At 60.5% G+C, this 15,743-nt stretch carries 11 protein-coding genes; 5 read left to right on the top strand and 6 right to left on the bottom strand.

The features are described 5' to 3' along the window. Nucleotides 1–2 precede the first annotated feature (2 nt). A complete protein-coding gene (locus HPO_RS15590; RefSeq protein ID WP_035600758.1) occupies nucleotides 3–1,436 on the bottom strand; it encodes an efflux transporter outer membrane subunit in 1,434 nt (477 codons plus the stop codon). A gap of 304 nt (nucleotides 1,437–1,740) precedes the next feature. Between HPO_RS15590 and HPO_RS15585 the strand changes: the two genes are divergently transcribed. Both HPO_RS15585 and HPO_RS15580 read left to right on the top strand, forming a co-directional pair. Further along, complete coding sequence (locus tag HPO_RS15585; RefSeq protein ID WP_035600755.1) at nucleotides 1,741–3,585, top strand: potassium/proton antiporter; 1,845 nt, start codon at nucleotides 1,741–1,743, stop codon at nucleotides 3,583–3,585. Between the two features lie 218 nt (nucleotides 3,586–3,803). Continuing rightward, the gene (locus HPO_RS15580) at nucleotides 3,804–6,659 is read left to right on the top strand and encodes a TonB-dependent receptor (protein ID WP_035600752.1); all 2,856 of its coding nucleotides are present in this window, start codon (nucleotides 3,804–3,806) and stop codon (nucleotides 6,657–6,659) included. Nucleotides 6,660–6,712: 53 nt separating this feature from the next. Here HPO_RS15580 and HPO_RS15575 read toward each other — a convergent pair whose 3' ends face one another. From HPO_RS15575 to HPO_RS15565, 3 genes are all read right to left on the bottom strand, one after another. Further along, entirely contained in the window at nucleotides 6,713–7,582 is an 870-nt protein-coding gene (locus tag HPO_RS15575) for a pirin family protein (protein ID WP_035600749.1), read from the bottom strand. Nucleotides 7,583–7,751: 169 nt separating this feature from the next. Further along, complete coding sequence (locus HPO_RS15570) at nucleotides 7,752–8,522, bottom strand: SDR family NAD(P)-dependent oxidoreductase (RefSeq protein ID WP_035600746.1); 771 nt, start codon at nucleotides 8,520–8,522, stop codon at nucleotides 7,752–7,754. Nucleotides 8,523–8,649: 127 nt separating this feature from the next. After that, the gene (locus HPO_RS15565; protein ID WP_051612673.1) at nucleotides 8,650–10,782 is read right to left on the bottom strand and encodes a TonB-dependent siderophore receptor; all 2,133 of its coding nucleotides are present in this window, start codon (nucleotides 10,780–10,782) and stop codon (nucleotides 8,650–8,652) included. A 637-nt stretch (nucleotides 10,783–11,419) separates the two neighbouring features. Here HPO_RS15565 and HPO_RS15560 point away from each other — a divergent pair. Beyond that, nucleotides 11,420–12,067, top strand: coding sequence for a type IV toxin-antitoxin system AbiEi family antitoxin domain-containing protein (locus HPO_RS15560; protein WP_035600744.1), 648 nt, complete (start codon nucleotides 11,420–11,422; stop codon nucleotides 12,065–12,067). Nucleotides 12,068–12,080: 13 nt separating this feature from the next. Continuing rightward, the gene (locus HPO_RS15555; RefSeq protein ID WP_035600740.1) at nucleotides 12,081–12,995 is read left to right on the top strand and encodes a nucleotidyl transferase AbiEii/AbiGii toxin family protein; all 915 of its coding nucleotides are present in this window, start codon (nucleotides 12,081–12,083) and stop codon (nucleotides 12,993–12,995) included. A 207-nt stretch (nucleotides 12,996–13,202) separates the two neighbouring features. Here HPO_RS15555 and HPO_RS20590 read toward each other — a convergent pair whose 3' ends face one another. Further along, nucleotides 13,203–13,742, bottom strand: a complete 540-nt coding sequence (locus HPO_RS20590; RefSeq protein ID WP_157532882.1) for a hypothetical protein — start codon at nucleotides 13,740–13,742, stop codon at nucleotides 13,203–13,205. A gap of 593 nt (nucleotides 13,743–14,335) precedes the next feature. Here HPO_RS20590 and HPO_RS15545 point away from each other — a divergent pair. Then, the gene (locus tag HPO_RS15545) at nucleotides 14,336–14,680 is read left to right on the top strand and encodes a hypothetical protein (protein WP_035600733.1); all 345 of its coding nucleotides are present in this window, start codon (nucleotides 14,336–14,338) and stop codon (nucleotides 14,678–14,680) included. Nucleotides 14,681–15,034: 354 nt separating this feature from the next. Here the strand turns inward: HPO_RS15545 and HPO_RS15540 are convergent, their stop codons facing one another. After that, nucleotides 15,035–15,685, bottom strand: coding sequence for a hypothetical protein (locus tag HPO_RS15540; RefSeq protein WP_206742170.1), 651 nt, complete (start codon nucleotides 15,683–15,685; stop codon nucleotides 15,035–15,037). Nucleotides 15,686–15,743 lie beyond the last annotated feature (58 nt).

Genomic DNA, 15,743 nt, shown 5'->3' with positions numbered 1-15,743 from the left:
GCTTATCCTAATCCCGCCCGGAAGGCGGCGAGTTCTTCGTCGGTCCAGATACCGCCGAGGCTTCTGTAAGCCCGGACGGCGCGCCGGGCGGTTTCTGCCCGGTTGACCGCAAGGCGGTCTTCCGCGTCGAGCAGCGAGCGCTGCGCGTCGAGGACATTCAGGTAGCTGTCGAGCCCTTCCTGATATCTCAGGCGGGCAAGATCATGGGCCCGGCGGGCCGAGGCAAGGGCTGCCTCAAGATCGGTGGTGCGGCGGGTTTCAGATGCGAGATTGGTGAGCGCGGTTTCCGCATCTGCAAGGGCATCAAGTACAGTGGACTGGTAATTCGCGATCACGCGGCCCGTGCGGGCGTCGGCAACATCGATCCCGGCATAGACGCCGCGCAGGTCTGGCCCGGCCCAGCTGATGGCAGGACCAAAATCGAAGCCGATGCTCTCATCACTGAGCGCGACGCCGGTATTGCGCACGAGGCCCAGAAGGTTTGCATTCAGCGTGATGCGCGGGAAGAGGTCGGCGCGGGCAGCGTCGCCAAGCGCCAGGGCTGCTCCGATCTGTGCCTCGGCGATGCGAATGTCCGGGCGGCGGCGGAGCAGCTCTTCCGGCGTGCCGGCGCTGAGCGGCGCGCTGAGAGACGGGATCAAGCCAGGGGTGGCGGCGAGTTGCTGAACCAGCGGATCGGCGGCGCTGGCAGGCGCGGCTGTCAGCGCGGCGAGGCGGCTGATGGCCGCTTCGCGGTCTGCTTCATAGACCGGCAGGGATGCCAGCGTGGTGCGATATTGGGTTTCGGCCTGTTCAAGGTCCAGCTGGGTAGCGCGGCCATTGTCGACAAGGGTGCGGACAAGCTCGAGACCTTCCATCTGGGTCTCGGCGTTGCGGCGGCCAACTTCCAGCCGGGCTTCGGCGCCGCGCAGATTGATGTAGGCGAGCGCTGTTTCCGAGGCGAGGGTGACGGCGATGTCGCGGCGCAGCTCGCGGGAGGCGGCGGTGTCGAAGCGGGCTGCTTCCACCAGCGCAGCGATGCGGCCAAACGCGTCAAACTCCCAGCTGGCGGCCAGGGTGCCCGTTGCGCTGACATTGATCCGGTCAGCGGTGCTGCCGGTGGGGCGGGCGGCAGTGATGCCGGCGCGGCTCGAGGCGGTCGGGCTGGCGCCGAGCAGGGCAAGCCGCAGGGCAGCTTCCGCCTCGGCGACCGAGAAATCAGCCGCGCGCAGGGCCGGAGAAGCCTCCAGGGAGGCATCAACCAGACCTGCCAGAACCGGATCGTTAAAGCCTGTCCACCAATCGGCGCTGACCGCTTCGGCGCTGGCGCCGGCCCGGAAAGCGTCTCCGGCCGCCGGGGGTGCTTCGGCAACCGGCCGTTCCGGCACAGAGGCGCAGCCCGCCATAATGAGCGCGAGCGCCGCCGCGCCAGACAGGCGCGCGTACCGGGGAACCATTCTTTCAGTCATATTTTTCCGAACTAGACGAAGAACATTACCAATCAAGCCAACGGTCTGCAGTTTGCAGTTAACCCGCCGCGCGCTTCCTTAAACGAAAGAAGCGAAAGATTCCGTCTAAGCAGCTCTCACGTTTTCGTGATGTTTTTGCACGGGCGAGCCGCGAAATGCACGCTGGGGAGAGGAAAATCCGCTTCGCCTCTAGCGCATTAGCTGCCCAAAGCTTAGCTACGAGACTGCCCGTCTACAATGACATTTTGCCCGCCGTGACAAAGAAGAGGAGGTCCGGACGCTGTTTGAGTCTGTGAACATTGCCATCCTGATCGGCGCAGCCCTTGTGTCGCTGGCCGCTCTGACGAGTCTGGTGTCGCAGCGCTTCGGCGCGCCCTTGCTGCTCGTTTTCCTCGGGATCGGCCTGCTTGCGGGCGAAGACGGGCTTCTGGGCATCCAGTTCGACAGCGGATCGGCGGCCTATTTCATTGGGTCATTGGCGCTGGCGATCATTCTCTTCGACAGCGGTTTCGAGACGCCGATGCGCAGCTACCGCGTGGCGGCGGCGCCGGCGCTGAGCCTGGCGACGTTTGGCGTGCTGCTGACCGCCGGGGCGACGGGGGTGGCGGCGCATTTCCTGTTCGGGGTCGGCTGGCTGGAAGCCTTTCTGCTGGGATCGATCGTGGCGTCCACGGATGCGGCCGCGGTGTTCTTTCTGCTCAGGGCAGGGGGCATCCGCCTGCGCGAGAAGGTCGGCTCCACCCTCGAAATCGAATCGGGGGCCAACGATCCGATGGCCATCTTCCTTACCATCCTGCTGATCGAACTGATCGCGGCCAATGCCGGCACCGACGCGCTGTTCGGTTTTGAAGTGTTGATGACCTTCATCCAGCAGATGGGCCTGGGCATTCTGTTCGGCATTGTTGGCGGCTTTGGCATCGCATGGCTACTCAACAAGCTGGTGAACCTTGATCCTGGCCTCTACCCGATTTCCGGGCTGGCTGCGGCGCTGGTTGTGTTCGCCGTGTGCGCCCTGTTTGGCGGCAGCGGCTTTCTGGCCGCCTATGTGGCGGGCGTCGTGGCCGGAAACCGCAAGGTGCGGTTTGCCCAGAGGCTGCGGCGGTTTCAGGTCGGCATGACCTGGCTGGCGCAGATCGGGATGTTCCTGGCGCTCGGCCTCCTGGCGACTCCCTCAGAATTTCCGCAGATCCTGATCCCGGCCCTCGTTCTGTCGGCCGTCCTGATCTTCGTCGCCCGGCCGGTCGCCGTATGGCTCTGCCTGCTGCCGTTTGAGTTCAAGTCCCGTGAGACTGCCTTCACCAGCTGGGTGGGCCTGCGGGGGGCGGTCTCCATCCTGCTGGCGATCCTGCCGGGGCTGGCGGGGATCGAGAATGGCAGTTTCTATTTCAACGTCGTGTTCGTGATGGTTCTGGTCTCCCTGCTGGTGCAGGGGTGGACCCTTCAGCCGGTGGCGAAGCTTCTGAAGATGAGCCTGCCCTCGGAGCAGGGACTGGTGGACCGGGTGGAGCTGGAGCTGCGCGGGGCGACCGAGATGGAGCTGGTCGGTTACAAGATCCACCCCGACAGCGCCATCGCCAAGGGCGAACGCGTACCCCGCTGGGCAAGGCCGGTGATGGTGATCCGCGACGGGCTTTCCTATTCGGTCCACACGATCGGGCCGCTTCAGGCCAATGACCAGGTCTACCTCTTTGCCTCTGCCCGCCGCATCCGCCTGCTGGACCAGATCTATGCCAGCCCCTGGGATGAAATGGCGACGGAGTCCGACATACAGTTTCGCGTAAAGGGGTCCACAAAGATGGCAGACCTTGTGCGCCAGTACGGGCTGGAAGACATTGATGCCAGCGAGGGTGTGACGGCGGGACAGTTCCTGGAGCGATCCTTCAGTGGCAGCCCGGTTGTTGGAGACCGGGTGTCTATCGGAGACGTGGATATTGTGGTCTGCGCGCTCGACGATGCCGGCGGGGTCGGTACGGTCGGAATTGTGATCGACGAGGAAGACCCCGGCGTGGGCGCGCTGGCTGCCGATCTGGCGCGTCGGGCCGGGACACGGCTCGCAGGCGTTGTCCGCCGGCCCAAGGCCGCAACCGCTACTGCGTCCGAAATTTCACCGGCGAAGGATGTCGGCGATCCTTCCTGATCCCGGGCTGGTTTTTAGAGCGTCACGCAAGTGTCACAATCTGTACACGTACGAATACAGAAGGCATAAAATATATACATGAAAATGTATCTTCGTGGCCGTGGCGCCACGGTTTTCAGCCTACAAAATCGTTGCAACAATAAGTACGCAAAACCGTCGCAAGTCTGAAATACTCCGCTGATACCCGCCGCTTCAAATTCCAGCGGAAGGGTTTCCCAATGTTCCACGCCTCATTCTTCGGCCGCAGCCTGACGGCGCGCCTCCTTGCGTCGAGTATGCTTGCCACTGTGGCGGGTGTTTCCGCCGCGCATGCCGGAACGATCTCCGGCGAGGTCGCCGATGCTACGGGCACGCGCACCCTGCGGGGCGCTGAAGTTTCGCTGATCGAACTCAGCCAGAGCGCTGAAGTCGGTCAGGACGGCTCGTTCCGCTTCATCAACGTGCCCGCCGGCACGTATACACTGCGCGTGCGTTATCCCGGCGCGGAAGAACAGACCCGCGTGATCACGGTAACCGAAACCAGCACCACGGTTGAATCCTTTGCCCTGGCTGCCCGTGGCGCCGGCGGTGAGACGGCGGTGATGGACACGGTTCTGGTCATCGGCCAGCAGGCCAACCTTCTGAGCTCGCTGGCCCGCCAGCGTGCCTCCGATACGGTGGATACGGTTCTGACGCGCGACGCAATCGGTCAGTTCCCGGATCAAAACGTGGCTGAAGCCCTCCGCCGCGCGCCGGGCATCAACGTGCTCAACGACCAGGGCGAAGGCCGCTTTGTTTCCGTGCGCGGCCTCGACCCCAACCTCAACTCCGCCTCGATCAACGGGAACCGCGTTCTGGCAACGGGCGGCGACGAGCGCGCAGTTGCCCTGGACGTGATCCCGTCGGAGCTGATCGAATCCATCGAGATCAAGAAATCGCTGACCCCGGACATGGACGCCGACACGATCGGCGGATCGGTCGAGATCAACACGACCAGTGCCTTCGACCGCAAGAAGGATCTGTTCTCGCTTTCCTATGAAGGCTCCTACAACGACCTCAACGGCAAGACTTCGCCCAAGGGCTCGATCGATTTCATCAAACTGATCGGTGACCGGATCGGCCTGTCGGGCGGCTTCAGCTATTATGACCGCGAGTTCTCGACCGATAATATCGAGATGGATGGCTGGGAGACGAGCGATGATGGCGTCGTCTATGCCGAAGATGTCGAGTATCGCGACTATGACGTGCGCCGCGAGCGCTATGGCTTTACCGCAGGGATCGATTTCCGGGCCACCGAGAATACCGATCTCTATGTGCGCGGCCTTTATTCCAAATTTGACGACACCGAGCTTCGCCGCCGTCTTGTCTTCGGCATGAGCGAGGCGCCCGCCAGCGGAACCGGCGATACAGCCAGCTTTGACTCTGCAGACGGACGGATCCAGGTCCGCCGCGATCTGAAAGACCGCCGCGAGATCCAGACCATCCGGACAATCTCTGCGGGCGGCAAGACGCAGACCGGACCCTGGACGCTGACTTATGATGCGGCCTATTCCGAAGCTGACCAGACCGAAGACGGTTCGCTCGACCCGTTCCGCTTCCAGGCCCGTTTCCAGACGCCGGGCGCACTGGGCGTGACCTTCGACTATTCGGACATGGAAAAGCCGGGCTACGCCCTCGACTTTGGCGCCGCGAACTTCAACGATCCGTCCAGATACGGTTTCTCTGTTCTCGAGCGCACCACGCAGGAGCGCGCAAAGGACAAGGAAGCCTCCTTCAAATTCGATGTCGCGCGCGAGTTTGCGCTGACCAATGGCACGCTTGAAGTGAAGTCGGGCGCCAAGCTGCGCCAGCGCGACAAGTCGCTGAACTTTGTCTACGACATCTATGATGGTTTTGACGGCGATCTGACGCTGGCCGATGTGCTTGGTTCACAGACGTATGGCCTCGCTGACATGGGTGCGTTGCCGGATCTGGGGGAGGTGCGCGCGTTCATTGCGGTGAATGGTCTGGGCGCCTTCGAGCGCAATGACCTCGACTCGGCCTTCGCATCGACGATCGAAAGCTATGACGCCGAGGAGCAGATCCTGGCAGGCTATGCGATGGCCAAGTATCAGCGCGGTCCGCTGCGGGTCATCGGCGGGGTGCGTATCGAGCAGACGGATGTGGACGCCAATGGCAGCCGCGCCGAACTGGTTGAGGAAGGCGCCGTCGTGGGCGGCGTGGAACTGGACGAGGACACTCTGTTCATCACGCCGGTTTCGGTCAGCAAGGACTACACGGACGTTCTTCCCAGCCTCAACATCCGCTATGATGTTACCGACAAGATCGTGGCACGCGCCGGCGCGTTCCAGTCGATTATCCGTCCGAGCTTCGGCAAGTTTGCCCCGCGTTTCATCATCGAAGAGAATGACGACAATGAACGCACAGGCACGTTCGGTAACCCAGACCTTGATCCGTATCGCGCCACGAACTTCGATGCCACGCTGGAATATTACTTCCTGCCGGAAGCGGTGATCCAGGGCGGCGTGTTCTACAAGAAGATTGACGACTTCATCGTCGATGCCGAGTTCGAGAGCGGCGTATTCAACGGGATCGCCTATGACGAGGCAATCATTCCGATCAATGGCGAGTCTGCTGAGGTCCGGGGCTTCGAATTCTCATACGGCCAGGCCTTCACGATGCTGCCGGCGCCGTTTGATGGCCTGATTGCGAACGTCAACTACACCTACACCGATGCAGAAGGGGAAGTCCTGGGCCGGACGATCCCGCTGCCGACGTCTTCGGAGCACACCTACAACATCGTCATCGGCTATGACAAAGGCCCTGTCAGCCTGCGTCTCTCCGGCGCCGGCCGTTCGTCCTATCTGGATGAGCTGGGCAGCGATGAAGGCACCGACCGGTATGTGAAGCCGCACTTCCAGGTGGATGCTTCGGCGAAGTACCGCTTCAGCCAGAACTTCCAGCTCTTTGCCGAGCTCGTGAACCTGAATGACGCGACCTACACAGCTTATCAGAAGGGCCCGGACCGCGAACGCCTGCTTCAGTATGAAGAATATGGCTGGACTGCGAAATTCGGCTTCAAGGCAAACTTCTAGATTGCCGGTATAGAATAATCGGCCCCCGGATGTGTTCCGGGGGCCGATCCTTTTCAGGCAGGAAGGCGTTCGAACCGGCCCTTGTTGAAGTCATCAATGGCCTGATGGATTTCGGCTTCCGTGTTCATGACGAAGGGGCCATGGCCGACAATGGGTTCGCCCAGTGGCTCGCCCGTCAGAACGAGGAATGTGGTCTCGCCGTCGGCATGGAGTTTGACGTCCTTGCCTTCCCGGCTCAGCAGAAGAACCTCTGCCTCGCCAACCGGCTGAGTGCCATTCACCGTCATGTGGCCGCTGAGCACCACCAGCATGGTGGTGTGGCCTTCGGGCAGAGACAGAGAAAACTCCGCATCCGGATCAAGACGCACATCCCAGACATTCACGGGCGTGAAGGTTCTGGCTGGGCCCCTGGCGCCGTAAAGCTCTCCGGCGATGATCCTGGCCTTTCCGGTGTGACCGGGAAGGTCAACCACCGGAATGTCAGCCGAGACGATGCCCTGATAGCCAGCGGGCGCCATCTTGTCCTTGGCCGGAAGATTGACCCAGAGCTGAACCATCTTGAAAGGTCCGCCCGCCTTGGCAAAGCCTGCCGAGTGATACTCTTCATGGATGATACCGCCTGCGGCAGTCATCCACTGGACATCCCCGGGCCCGATGACGCCGCCATTGCCGGCGGAATCACGGTGCTCCACCTCGCCATCATACACGATGGTGACGGTTTCAAAGCCGCGGTGGGGGTGTTGGCCCACGCCGCGACGCTGCATTGTGGGCGCGAACACATGGGGGCCGCCATAGTCCAAGAGGAGGAAGGGGCTCGCATGCTCGCCGAGCGAGTGATACGAAAAGAGCGAGCGGACGGGAAAACCGTCGCCGACCCAGTGGCCCTGGTTGGTGCCGAAGCGGCCGAGAACTGTCTTGCTCATGAGCTGGCCTCCTTTTTGTTCGGCCAGCCTGAAGGGTCAGACCGGCCTGCGCAGCATGTTGTTCTGCAAATAGGTATGCCGGCGCTTCATGAAAGGGCTGACAGGCCCGCAGAATAATGCGGTTCCTGCATAACACTTCTCTGAACTTGCCCCTTCTGCTGGGGCCAGTCTAGAAATTGACCCGGCTGGACACCGCTCCGTCCACGATCAGATTGGCGCCGGTCGTGTAGGAGGAGGCGGGGCTGGCGAGGAAGACGGCTGCGTTGGCGATTTCCTGAGGGGTCGCGCAGCGGCCGGTGGGGTTGCGGGCGTTCGCCTGGGCGAAGAAATCCGGCGCGTTGGTTTTCACCGTGTGCCAGACGCCGCCCTCGAAGAAGACCATGCCGGGCGAGACAACATTCACGCGCAGGCCGATCTTGGCGTATTGCCGGGCAAGCCCCTTGGCCATGTGGATCAGCGCCGCCTTTACCGGGCCGTAGGAGTCTGCCCGGTCCGCCTGCGCGGCGGAGATGGAAGAGATGATGACGACGGCCGCGTCGCCTGAAGCGGCGGCTGCTTTGGCCAGATGAGGCTGGGCGGCGTCGAAGGCATTTACAGCGGCGAGCACGTCAAGCTTGAAGTTCGATTCCCAGGCGGCGACATCATTGCCCTGCGCCATGGCGCCAGCGTTCGAGATGAGGATGTCGAGCCCGCCCATCGCGCCGGCTGCCTCTGCGATCCAGGCTTTGAGAGCGTCCCCGTCCGTCACATCCACTGAGGCGCCGGTTGCATTGACCCCAAGGGCTTTGAGCTCGGCCACGGCAGCGGAGACCTGATCGGCATTGCGCGCGCAGACGGCAACATTGGCGCCTTCCTTGGCCAGCGTGTCGGCAATCGCCCGGCCAATGCCGCGCGTGCCCCCCAGAATGATGGCATTCTTTCCCTTGAGCCCGAGATCCATGATGTTTCCTTCCCTTATTATCGCGGGAGACTGTAGGAGGGAAATGTTGCGCGGCCAATGGGCGGCGCGGATTTGCAGGAGCGGTAAGCTGGCGCCAGAGACATGCCCCTGACCTGATTGGGTCCGCTCAGAAGGCCGCCCGGAGGGCCAGCATCACACTGCGCGGATCGCCATAGGTGTTGTAGCTGTTGAGACCGCCCACCCGTGCCCAATAGGTTTCATCCAGAACATTGTTCACGGAAAGGGACAGCGAGGTGTTTTTGTTGATCTGCAGGCCGCCCTGAAGGTTGACGACCGTGAAGGCTCCCTGTTCGCGCAGGCCTTCCACGCCGGTTCCGATGATGCCGCTGCTATATTGCGCGCCGCCCGCGGCGAAGAAACGCTCGAGCCCCGGGGAGGTGAACTGATAGCGCGCATAAAGCTTTACAGTGTGCTCAGGCTCAAAGGGGGATGTCACCTGACCCACGAGTGTGGGGTGTACGGTATATTCAGTTTCCAGATTTGAATAACCAAGGGACAGATCAATATTGGCGGCCGGATTTCCGACAATCTCGAACTCCCAGCCACGCACCTCGATTTCGCCTGCGGGCAGGAAAAAGCCCGGATTGGCGGTGTCGGCGAGGGAGCGGTTTTCCTCACGCAGCTCGAACAGGGCGATCGCGGCGGTCAGGCCGTCATTGAAGAAGCGCCCTTTCAGCCCGGCCTCATATTGCAGGCCCACACGCGGGTCCAGCGTCTCGCCAGTCACCTGTTGCGCCGATTGGGGGATGAAAATGTCCGTATAGCTCGCATAGGCCGAAATGTTGGGCCGCAGATAATAGACGACGCCGGCATAGGGTGAAAATTCACCGGTCTCTTTTGTCGTTGTGCGCCAATCTGTGGCCGTGCCCGGCGGGATTGTGCGGGAGCGGTTTTCAAAGTCGCTGACACGTCCGCCCAGGATCAGTTTCAGGGCTTGGGTTACCGAAATCCGGGCCTGCGCATAGGCGCCGGTCTGTTTGGTTTCCCCGGCAGATCCGCTTGTATAGTTGAGGGCGGGCTGGGGAATGACATTGGGATTGAAGATCGAGACATTGGGAAACTGCGTTGTCGCGATGCCTGTCTGGTTCCATTCGTAGAGCTGCGTGCCCCACCCGAAGGTCAGGTGATGTGTCTGTCCGAAGAGTGAGACCGGGCCGGAAACATAAGCATCCAGCGCTTCGCGTCCGACCCACACATCCCAGGCTCGGCGCATATAAGTGGTTGTCATGGTGTTCGGATTGACCCCCGTCGAGGGGTAAGCGTCTTGATAGGCGTAGTCCTGCGCGCCGGTCATTGCCCGTGCCCGAAACATCCAGCCACCGGATGTCTCATGCGTCAGGTCGACAGTGTATTCGTCTGTTTCGTACGCATAGCGGTTCCAGTCAGGATAGACATGCGTGCTGCGGCTGACATCCAGGAACCGTCCGTCGGTATAGGCGGGCAGGCCCATGCTGGGTGAGTCGGTGGCGTTGTCCTGATAGGCTGCGGAGACCGAGAGAACGGTGTTTTCCGTCAGGTCGAAATCGAGCGCGCCATAGCCCAGCCATTTGTTCATGCCGGTGCGGTCATGAAAATAGCTTCGGTCCTGACCGGCCAGCACCACACGGCTGCGTAGCTGTCCGCTTTCCAAAAGGGGGCCGCCAAAATCCAGCTCGCCCCGGTAATTGTCCCAGGAGCCCGCCTGCACGGCGGCAGAGATGCCGGCCGTCTCGCGTCCCCGCTTGCGGATGAGGTCCGCCGAGCCGGAGGGATTGCCGCTGCCGCGGAACAGGGCAGCCGGGCCCCGAAGCACTTCCACCCGGTCATACATCGCAAGATCAAACTGCGGCTGGCCGCCCGTGCTGAAGGCGGCAATGCCATCATAGGAGAGATCCAGAATGGCGCCGCGGGCGCGGTACTGCGACGTGGTCGTGTCCCAGGGCGAAACGGTTACGCCGATCACCTGGCTGAGCGCATCTTCAATGGCGGCCATGTTCTGGTCTTCGATCCGCTGGCGCGTGATCACGCTTATCGAATGGGGGATTTCCAGAATGGAGACCGGTTCACGGCTGCCTGTGCTTGCGGTCGGCGGCGCGTAGGTGGCCCGCTGGCCGGTGACGATGACCTTATCGGCAATGAGTGGGCTTTCCTCAGAAACGTCCCGCGTTTCAGTTGCTGTCTCGGCGCTGGCCGAGCCTGCTGTAAAGGCTGCAACCGTAGTAAACGCTGCAGATACCAGAAATCTCGTCTTGGTCGCCATTTCAGGAGCCCCCTATTTGTGTCCGGAAACAGCGCGTAACACTATAACATTACAAATCAAGTGCGCTTTGACATCTCCTGAGCCTGATCCATCGAATGGGCGCGTTCGGGGCATGCTGAGGCGGATCTTGCAGCAATATGGCTATCCGCCGGGTCTTGAGAATGCTGTCGTCTAAGGCCTGCTGGCGCAGGCACGACGATGATCGTGCCTGCCATCATCCTTGAGGTTCATCGGTACTCGCGGCAAGGCCATAGTCAGTTGGCTGCAGGCATGAGGCTAAGTTGTGTCGTATCCGGCGCCATCACCGTCTAGGCCCTTGCTGCGAAGTCGCGTCAGGTCTGACAGGACGACGCGTTCCTCGCCGAGTTTGCCGAGTTCTCGGTCGCGTGTATCCCCATCGGACCAGATGAAATCTCGCCGCTGTCACCAACCGGCGCGCATGGCAAGCGCGGGCGCTACAGCAGGTATGTTCCCGCCGAAAAGTGCACGATCGTGCACATCTCTCAAAGAGAACGTTCGGTTACCGCGCGCTGCATGGAAGCTGACCGGATATCTGACGCGAAAGTCTGTGCCTACTGTCCAGTGTCACTTTCGTTGGTGACGAATCGTCGGCGTTTGTGCTATTAAAGCCGACATTATGTCACAGGCGCCTCGCAAACTCCGTTCATCTAACAAAAAGGGGCGCGCGCTCACGCAAGCGGAGCGCGCACTTGCGCTCCTCGACAAGACACCGCTCCTGCGGGCGCGCGATCTTGTCGATGCCGGCATTGCACGTGAAACGCTGCGCCGTCTCGTGCAGAGCGGTGAACTCGAGCAACCCGGTCGTGGACTCTATCGCCGCGTCGGCGGTGAAATGGCGGCGGAAGCCTCGATTGCCGAGGTGGCGCGCCGGACACCGCATGCCGTGGTCGCGCTCCTGTCGGCGCTTCGCTTCCATGGCCTGACGACCCAGGTACCTCATGAAGTATGGGTCTATATCGGCCGCAAGGCGCGTGTTCCGGCGCGTGCGCCCGTCAAGCTCAGAGTGTTCCGCGTGGACGGGGACGGGCTGACACTCGGGATCGACGAGCACGTTATCGACGGCGTGCCGGTCAAGATCACCAACACGGCACGGACGATTGTTGACTGTTTTAAACGACGCAGCGAAGTCGGTCTCGACGTGGCGATTGAAGCCCTTCGCGATGCCCGGCGGCAGCGGAAAGTCGACCTGAATGAAGTCTGGCGTATTGCTGAACGCCGCCGCGCACTGACATATATGCGGCCCTATCTCGAAGCGATGGGTTAGGAGGAACGGGACCATGGCCGCCAATATTGCTGCTTCCGTTCGCGCGCGCCTGACCGCTCTCGCCAAGCAACAAGGCGACGCGGTCGACCGTGTCTTTCTCCGCTACGCGATCGAGCGTCTCCTCTATCGGCTCGCCCGGAGCGGCTACCGTGATCAATTCGTCCTCAAGGGAGCCATGCTGTTTTCCCTTTGGGCGCCCGTTCCTTATCGCAGCACCGGTGACCTTGATCTGCTTGGTCACGGCGATCCTGCGCCGGAACGCATGGCGGCGATATTCTCAGCGATCTGCTCCGCCGCCGTCGAGGATGACGGTGTTGTCTACGACGCTGCGAGCGTAGGCGCGGAGAGTGTCCGCGACGACGAAGACTATCGCGGTGTTCGTGTCACGCTGAGGGCTACGCTTGCGGGTGCCCGCCTGTCGATCCAGATCGATATCGGATTTGGCGACGCCGTGACGCCCGGCGCCTCAAACGTCGACTACCCGTCGCTTCTTGGCTTTCCGTCCCCGTCTCTGCGTGCCTATCCGTCAGAAACTGTTGTCGCGGAAAAGCTCGAAGCGCTTGTCTCGCTCGATATGCGCAACAGCCGGATGAAAGACTTCTTTGACCTCTGGGTCATCGCGAAGACATTCGCGTTTGACGGTCCCACGCTGGCGGCTGCCGTCGCCGCAACGTTCGAGCGCCGAGGCACCGCGCTTCCACAGGGCGCGCCTGTTGCGCTGACCAGGACCTTCTCAGGCGACGCCGGGAAGCAGTCTCAGTGGCGAGCGTTTCTGAAGCGAACCACAATCGCCGTGGCGCCCGAACCCCTCCCTGAACTGATCGCGTTCATTGCGGAATTCGTCTCGCCCCTGATGACGACCAATGTGGGCACCACCATGGTGGGGATGACGTGGCAGCCGGGTGGGCCTTGGGTTGCTGGCGCGTAGGCGACATCGGACGGGTACTGAGGTTTCTGGGGGTGGGGGATGAGCTGGCAAAAAGTCCGAGAAAATATTGCTGAGTTCGTACTCCTCGCTCGTGCGGTAAGCGGGTCGAAGCTGGAGATCGGCTGGTATTAATCGAAGCGAGCGGTTGATCTTGATATTTTCCAGCGCCTTGCGAGGGTCCGGATCAGGGGGCCGGGTCACTGGTAATCATTCAGGCTTCGGAAGATCTTGTGATCGAACAGCCCCCATTTCGATGAAGCTGCGTCTGTACCTTTCAAGATTGCTTCTCATAGATCCGCTGGCCCTGGCGATCCTTTCTTCTAGGAAATCAAGATATGTTCCGTGCTCGTCAATCCGGTTCAGATCAATTTTCCATAACGAAATCGCCTCTCTAATGAAATCGTCGAATGAAGTATGGATCGCGAATTTCAGAGGGTCACCCGTGCTGGGCACTCCCATTGGGCCGCACCTCTGATGTATAATATAGCGGTCCCACACGTCCTGAACTTTATGGGATAACTCTTCATCTGTGAGTATCTCATAGCCTTCAGATGAGATGCCTGCCGCTCCGTAGACAATTACTTGGTAGTTATATTCGAAAGCGGTATGGGGGTCTTTAGTTTTAGATCGGCTTGAAACATATAGGCATAGCGCATCAATTCTTGAGATTTGAGCAGCGGCTGGCATTGGCAGAACTGTCAGAAGCAGTATCGGCGCCAAAATTGATGCTCTCAGAAATCGGTTCACTGTTCATCCCTCCCTCACTGACAGCGACGTTACATATCAATCGCGCTGGCGTCACCTGCTTGCAGGTTGTGTCCAGAATCTTTCGCACTTTCGATTATGCGACGGCGGCTCCATGGGGTTGAAGTTTCATTTCGTGTAGCGGCTGCTTGTTCATGTATCGACGCGTACTCACCTATCGGTGAACGTGACGACTGGCCGCTTTAGCCAACTACTTACGGATCACCGCAGTTTCACTATGTCCGGGTTTGCCCGATTGCAGATGAACGCTCTGTCTGCCCCCGACCATATTGCCGTCACTTTGCCACGTCGATTGAATACCGATCGACATAAGGGGTTCATCTAGGGCTGCGTTTAAATTCACAGACTTCGCTGCGAACACTGGCAGGGATGCCAGCTCGTCAAAAGGGGGGGGAAGTTTCGGGGCGGCCGACCAGAAAAGAAAAGGAGCCGTAGAAATCTGGCTTCTAAGTTCGTGCTTCCACTGTGCTTCCACGTACTTTTTTGGAAATGTGGTGCTTCCGGTAAGGCATTGATTGAGCGACCTGAGACATAGGTGACAGATTGTACCGGACACATGGGTAACACTTTTCGCTTTGGCGGGAGGTTGGGATGTCGACCGGCTCGAAATCCATGTCCGGCCGGTGCTCGGCACGAAACGGCTCTCGAAAGTGACCAAGGCCGACATTGAAATACTTCGCGACACGATCGCGTCCGGCCGGACGGCTTCGAAGAAGAAAACCAAGGCGCGCGGCGTGCGCAATGCGCCAGGTGGCGCTGGCACCGCTGCAAGGGCGATCCGGGTCCTCTCCAGTGTCTTCGCGCACGCCGAGGATCATGAGCTGATCTCGCGCAATCCATGCCGGGGCGTGAAGGTTCAGCCTAGCAACAAGTGCGAGCGGTTCCTTATGGTCGCCAGCGCGATGGGGATGGATGTGTAGATGGGGAAGCAGGTGGCGCGCGAGTGAGCGCCCTGTTCGGCGTGCTTTTCGACGCGTGCGCTTGTTTCAGACCTCTCCCGCGCGCTCACAGGACAGCGTCTGTCCTCCCGCAAACAGATTACCTGCTTCTGATACTTAAACGCCTGGCAGGTCAGCGATGCAGATCTGCTTCAGCCAATGATCGCCCGGTATCGAGGGGATAGTTGGGCGTGGTTCTACTGCGCGAGCTGGATCAGCGGTTCTCCGTCGGTCCGCGAAGCTTCGAACGGCTGCGTTTCAGAAGACGGTCACTCATCGAGAGAGTCTGCAAACTCATGGCCGGAATTCAGGGGGCTGGGTCACAGCGCAGCAAGCTTATAGAGCGTCGTCCGTCTGATCTTCTGCGATCCCATAGGCTTTGCGAAGAAAGCTGATCGCTTCTTCGCGTGTCATGGGGATGTTGAGAGCCTTGGGATCAAGCGTGCCTTCCGCTTCGATGGCCGCAAGAAATGAGCGCACATCTTCACGCAGCGGATCGCTGACCTGCACTACGGCATTTCCGGGCAGCAATTGCGAAAGGCGGAAGACATCGGCGCGATGCTTTTTGATGTCATCACCTTTGACTATCTTGTCGCCTTTGTCGCGTCTGCCTGTCAGATCAAGGAACGCCCGCGCCTTGAACGGTATAAGGATAGATTGATCGAGGATGGTCACACCGTTCTCGACACGCTTGCCGTTCTGGAGCGCTTCAAAATATTGCGGGTCGAGCAGGATTGCCGACAGGCTGACGATATCGGCTTCCACTTCCAGCCGGACGATTCCGGTGTCGTCCGGTAGCGAAATCTTATCAGGCTCTTTCGAGAACAGCTCCACCATGAAGGGGAAGTTTTTGTCTTTCGGTTTGTGGAAGCGATAGAATTCCCTGTGACCGCTGCTTTGCTCCCGCGCTTCGTAGCCGCCCGCATTGAGGAAGTCCCGGAACATTTCGCCGAAAGCCTTATCGACCACTTCGATACACAGTACCATGTCGATATCTTTCGTGGCGCGAAAGGGAAGGCCGGCCGCGTCGAAAAGGATGTCGCAG

This window comes from Hyphomonas polymorpha PS728, assembly GCF_000685315.1.
Taxonomy (GTDB): domain Bacteria; phylum Pseudomonadota; class Alphaproteobacteria; order Caulobacterales; family Hyphomonadaceae; genus Hyphomonas; species Hyphomonas polymorpha.
This window is presented reverse-complemented; position numbering and strand designations above follow the sequence as displayed.

Bases quoted from the DNA above. Each gene is read 5' to 3' on its own strand.
- HPO_RS15590 (WP_035600758.1), bottom strand. From the start codon at position 1,436: ATGGTTCCCCGGTACGCGCGCCTGTCTGGCGCGGCGGCGCTCGCGCTC.
- HPO_RS15580 (WP_035600752.1), top strand. From the start codon at position 3,804: ATGTTCCACGCCTCATTCTTCGGCCGCAGCCTGACGGCGCGCCTCCTT.
- HPO_RS15575 (WP_035600749.1), bottom strand. From the start codon at position 7,582: ATGAGCAAGACAGTTCTCGGCCGCTTCGGCACCAACCAGGGCCACTGG.
- HPO_RS15570 (WP_035600746.1), bottom strand. From the start codon at position 8,522: ATGGATCTCGGGCTCAAGGGAAAGAATGCCATCATTCTGGGGGGCACG.
- HPO_RS15565 (WP_051612673.1), bottom strand. From the start codon at position 10,782: ATGGCGACCAAGACGAGATTTCTGGTATCTGCAGCGTTTACTACGGTT.
- HPO_RS15560 (WP_035600744.1), top strand. From the start codon at position 11,420: ATGTCACAGGCGCCTCGCAAACTCCGTTCATCTAACAAAAAGGGGCGC.
- HPO_RS15555 (WP_035600740.1), top strand. From the start codon at position 12,081: ATGGCCGCCAATATTGCTGCTTCCGTTCGCGCGCGCCTGACCGCTCTC.
- HPO_RS15540 (WP_206742170.1), bottom strand. From the start codon at position 15,685: ATGGTACTGTGTATCGAAGTGGTCGATAAGGCTTTCGGCGAAATGTTC.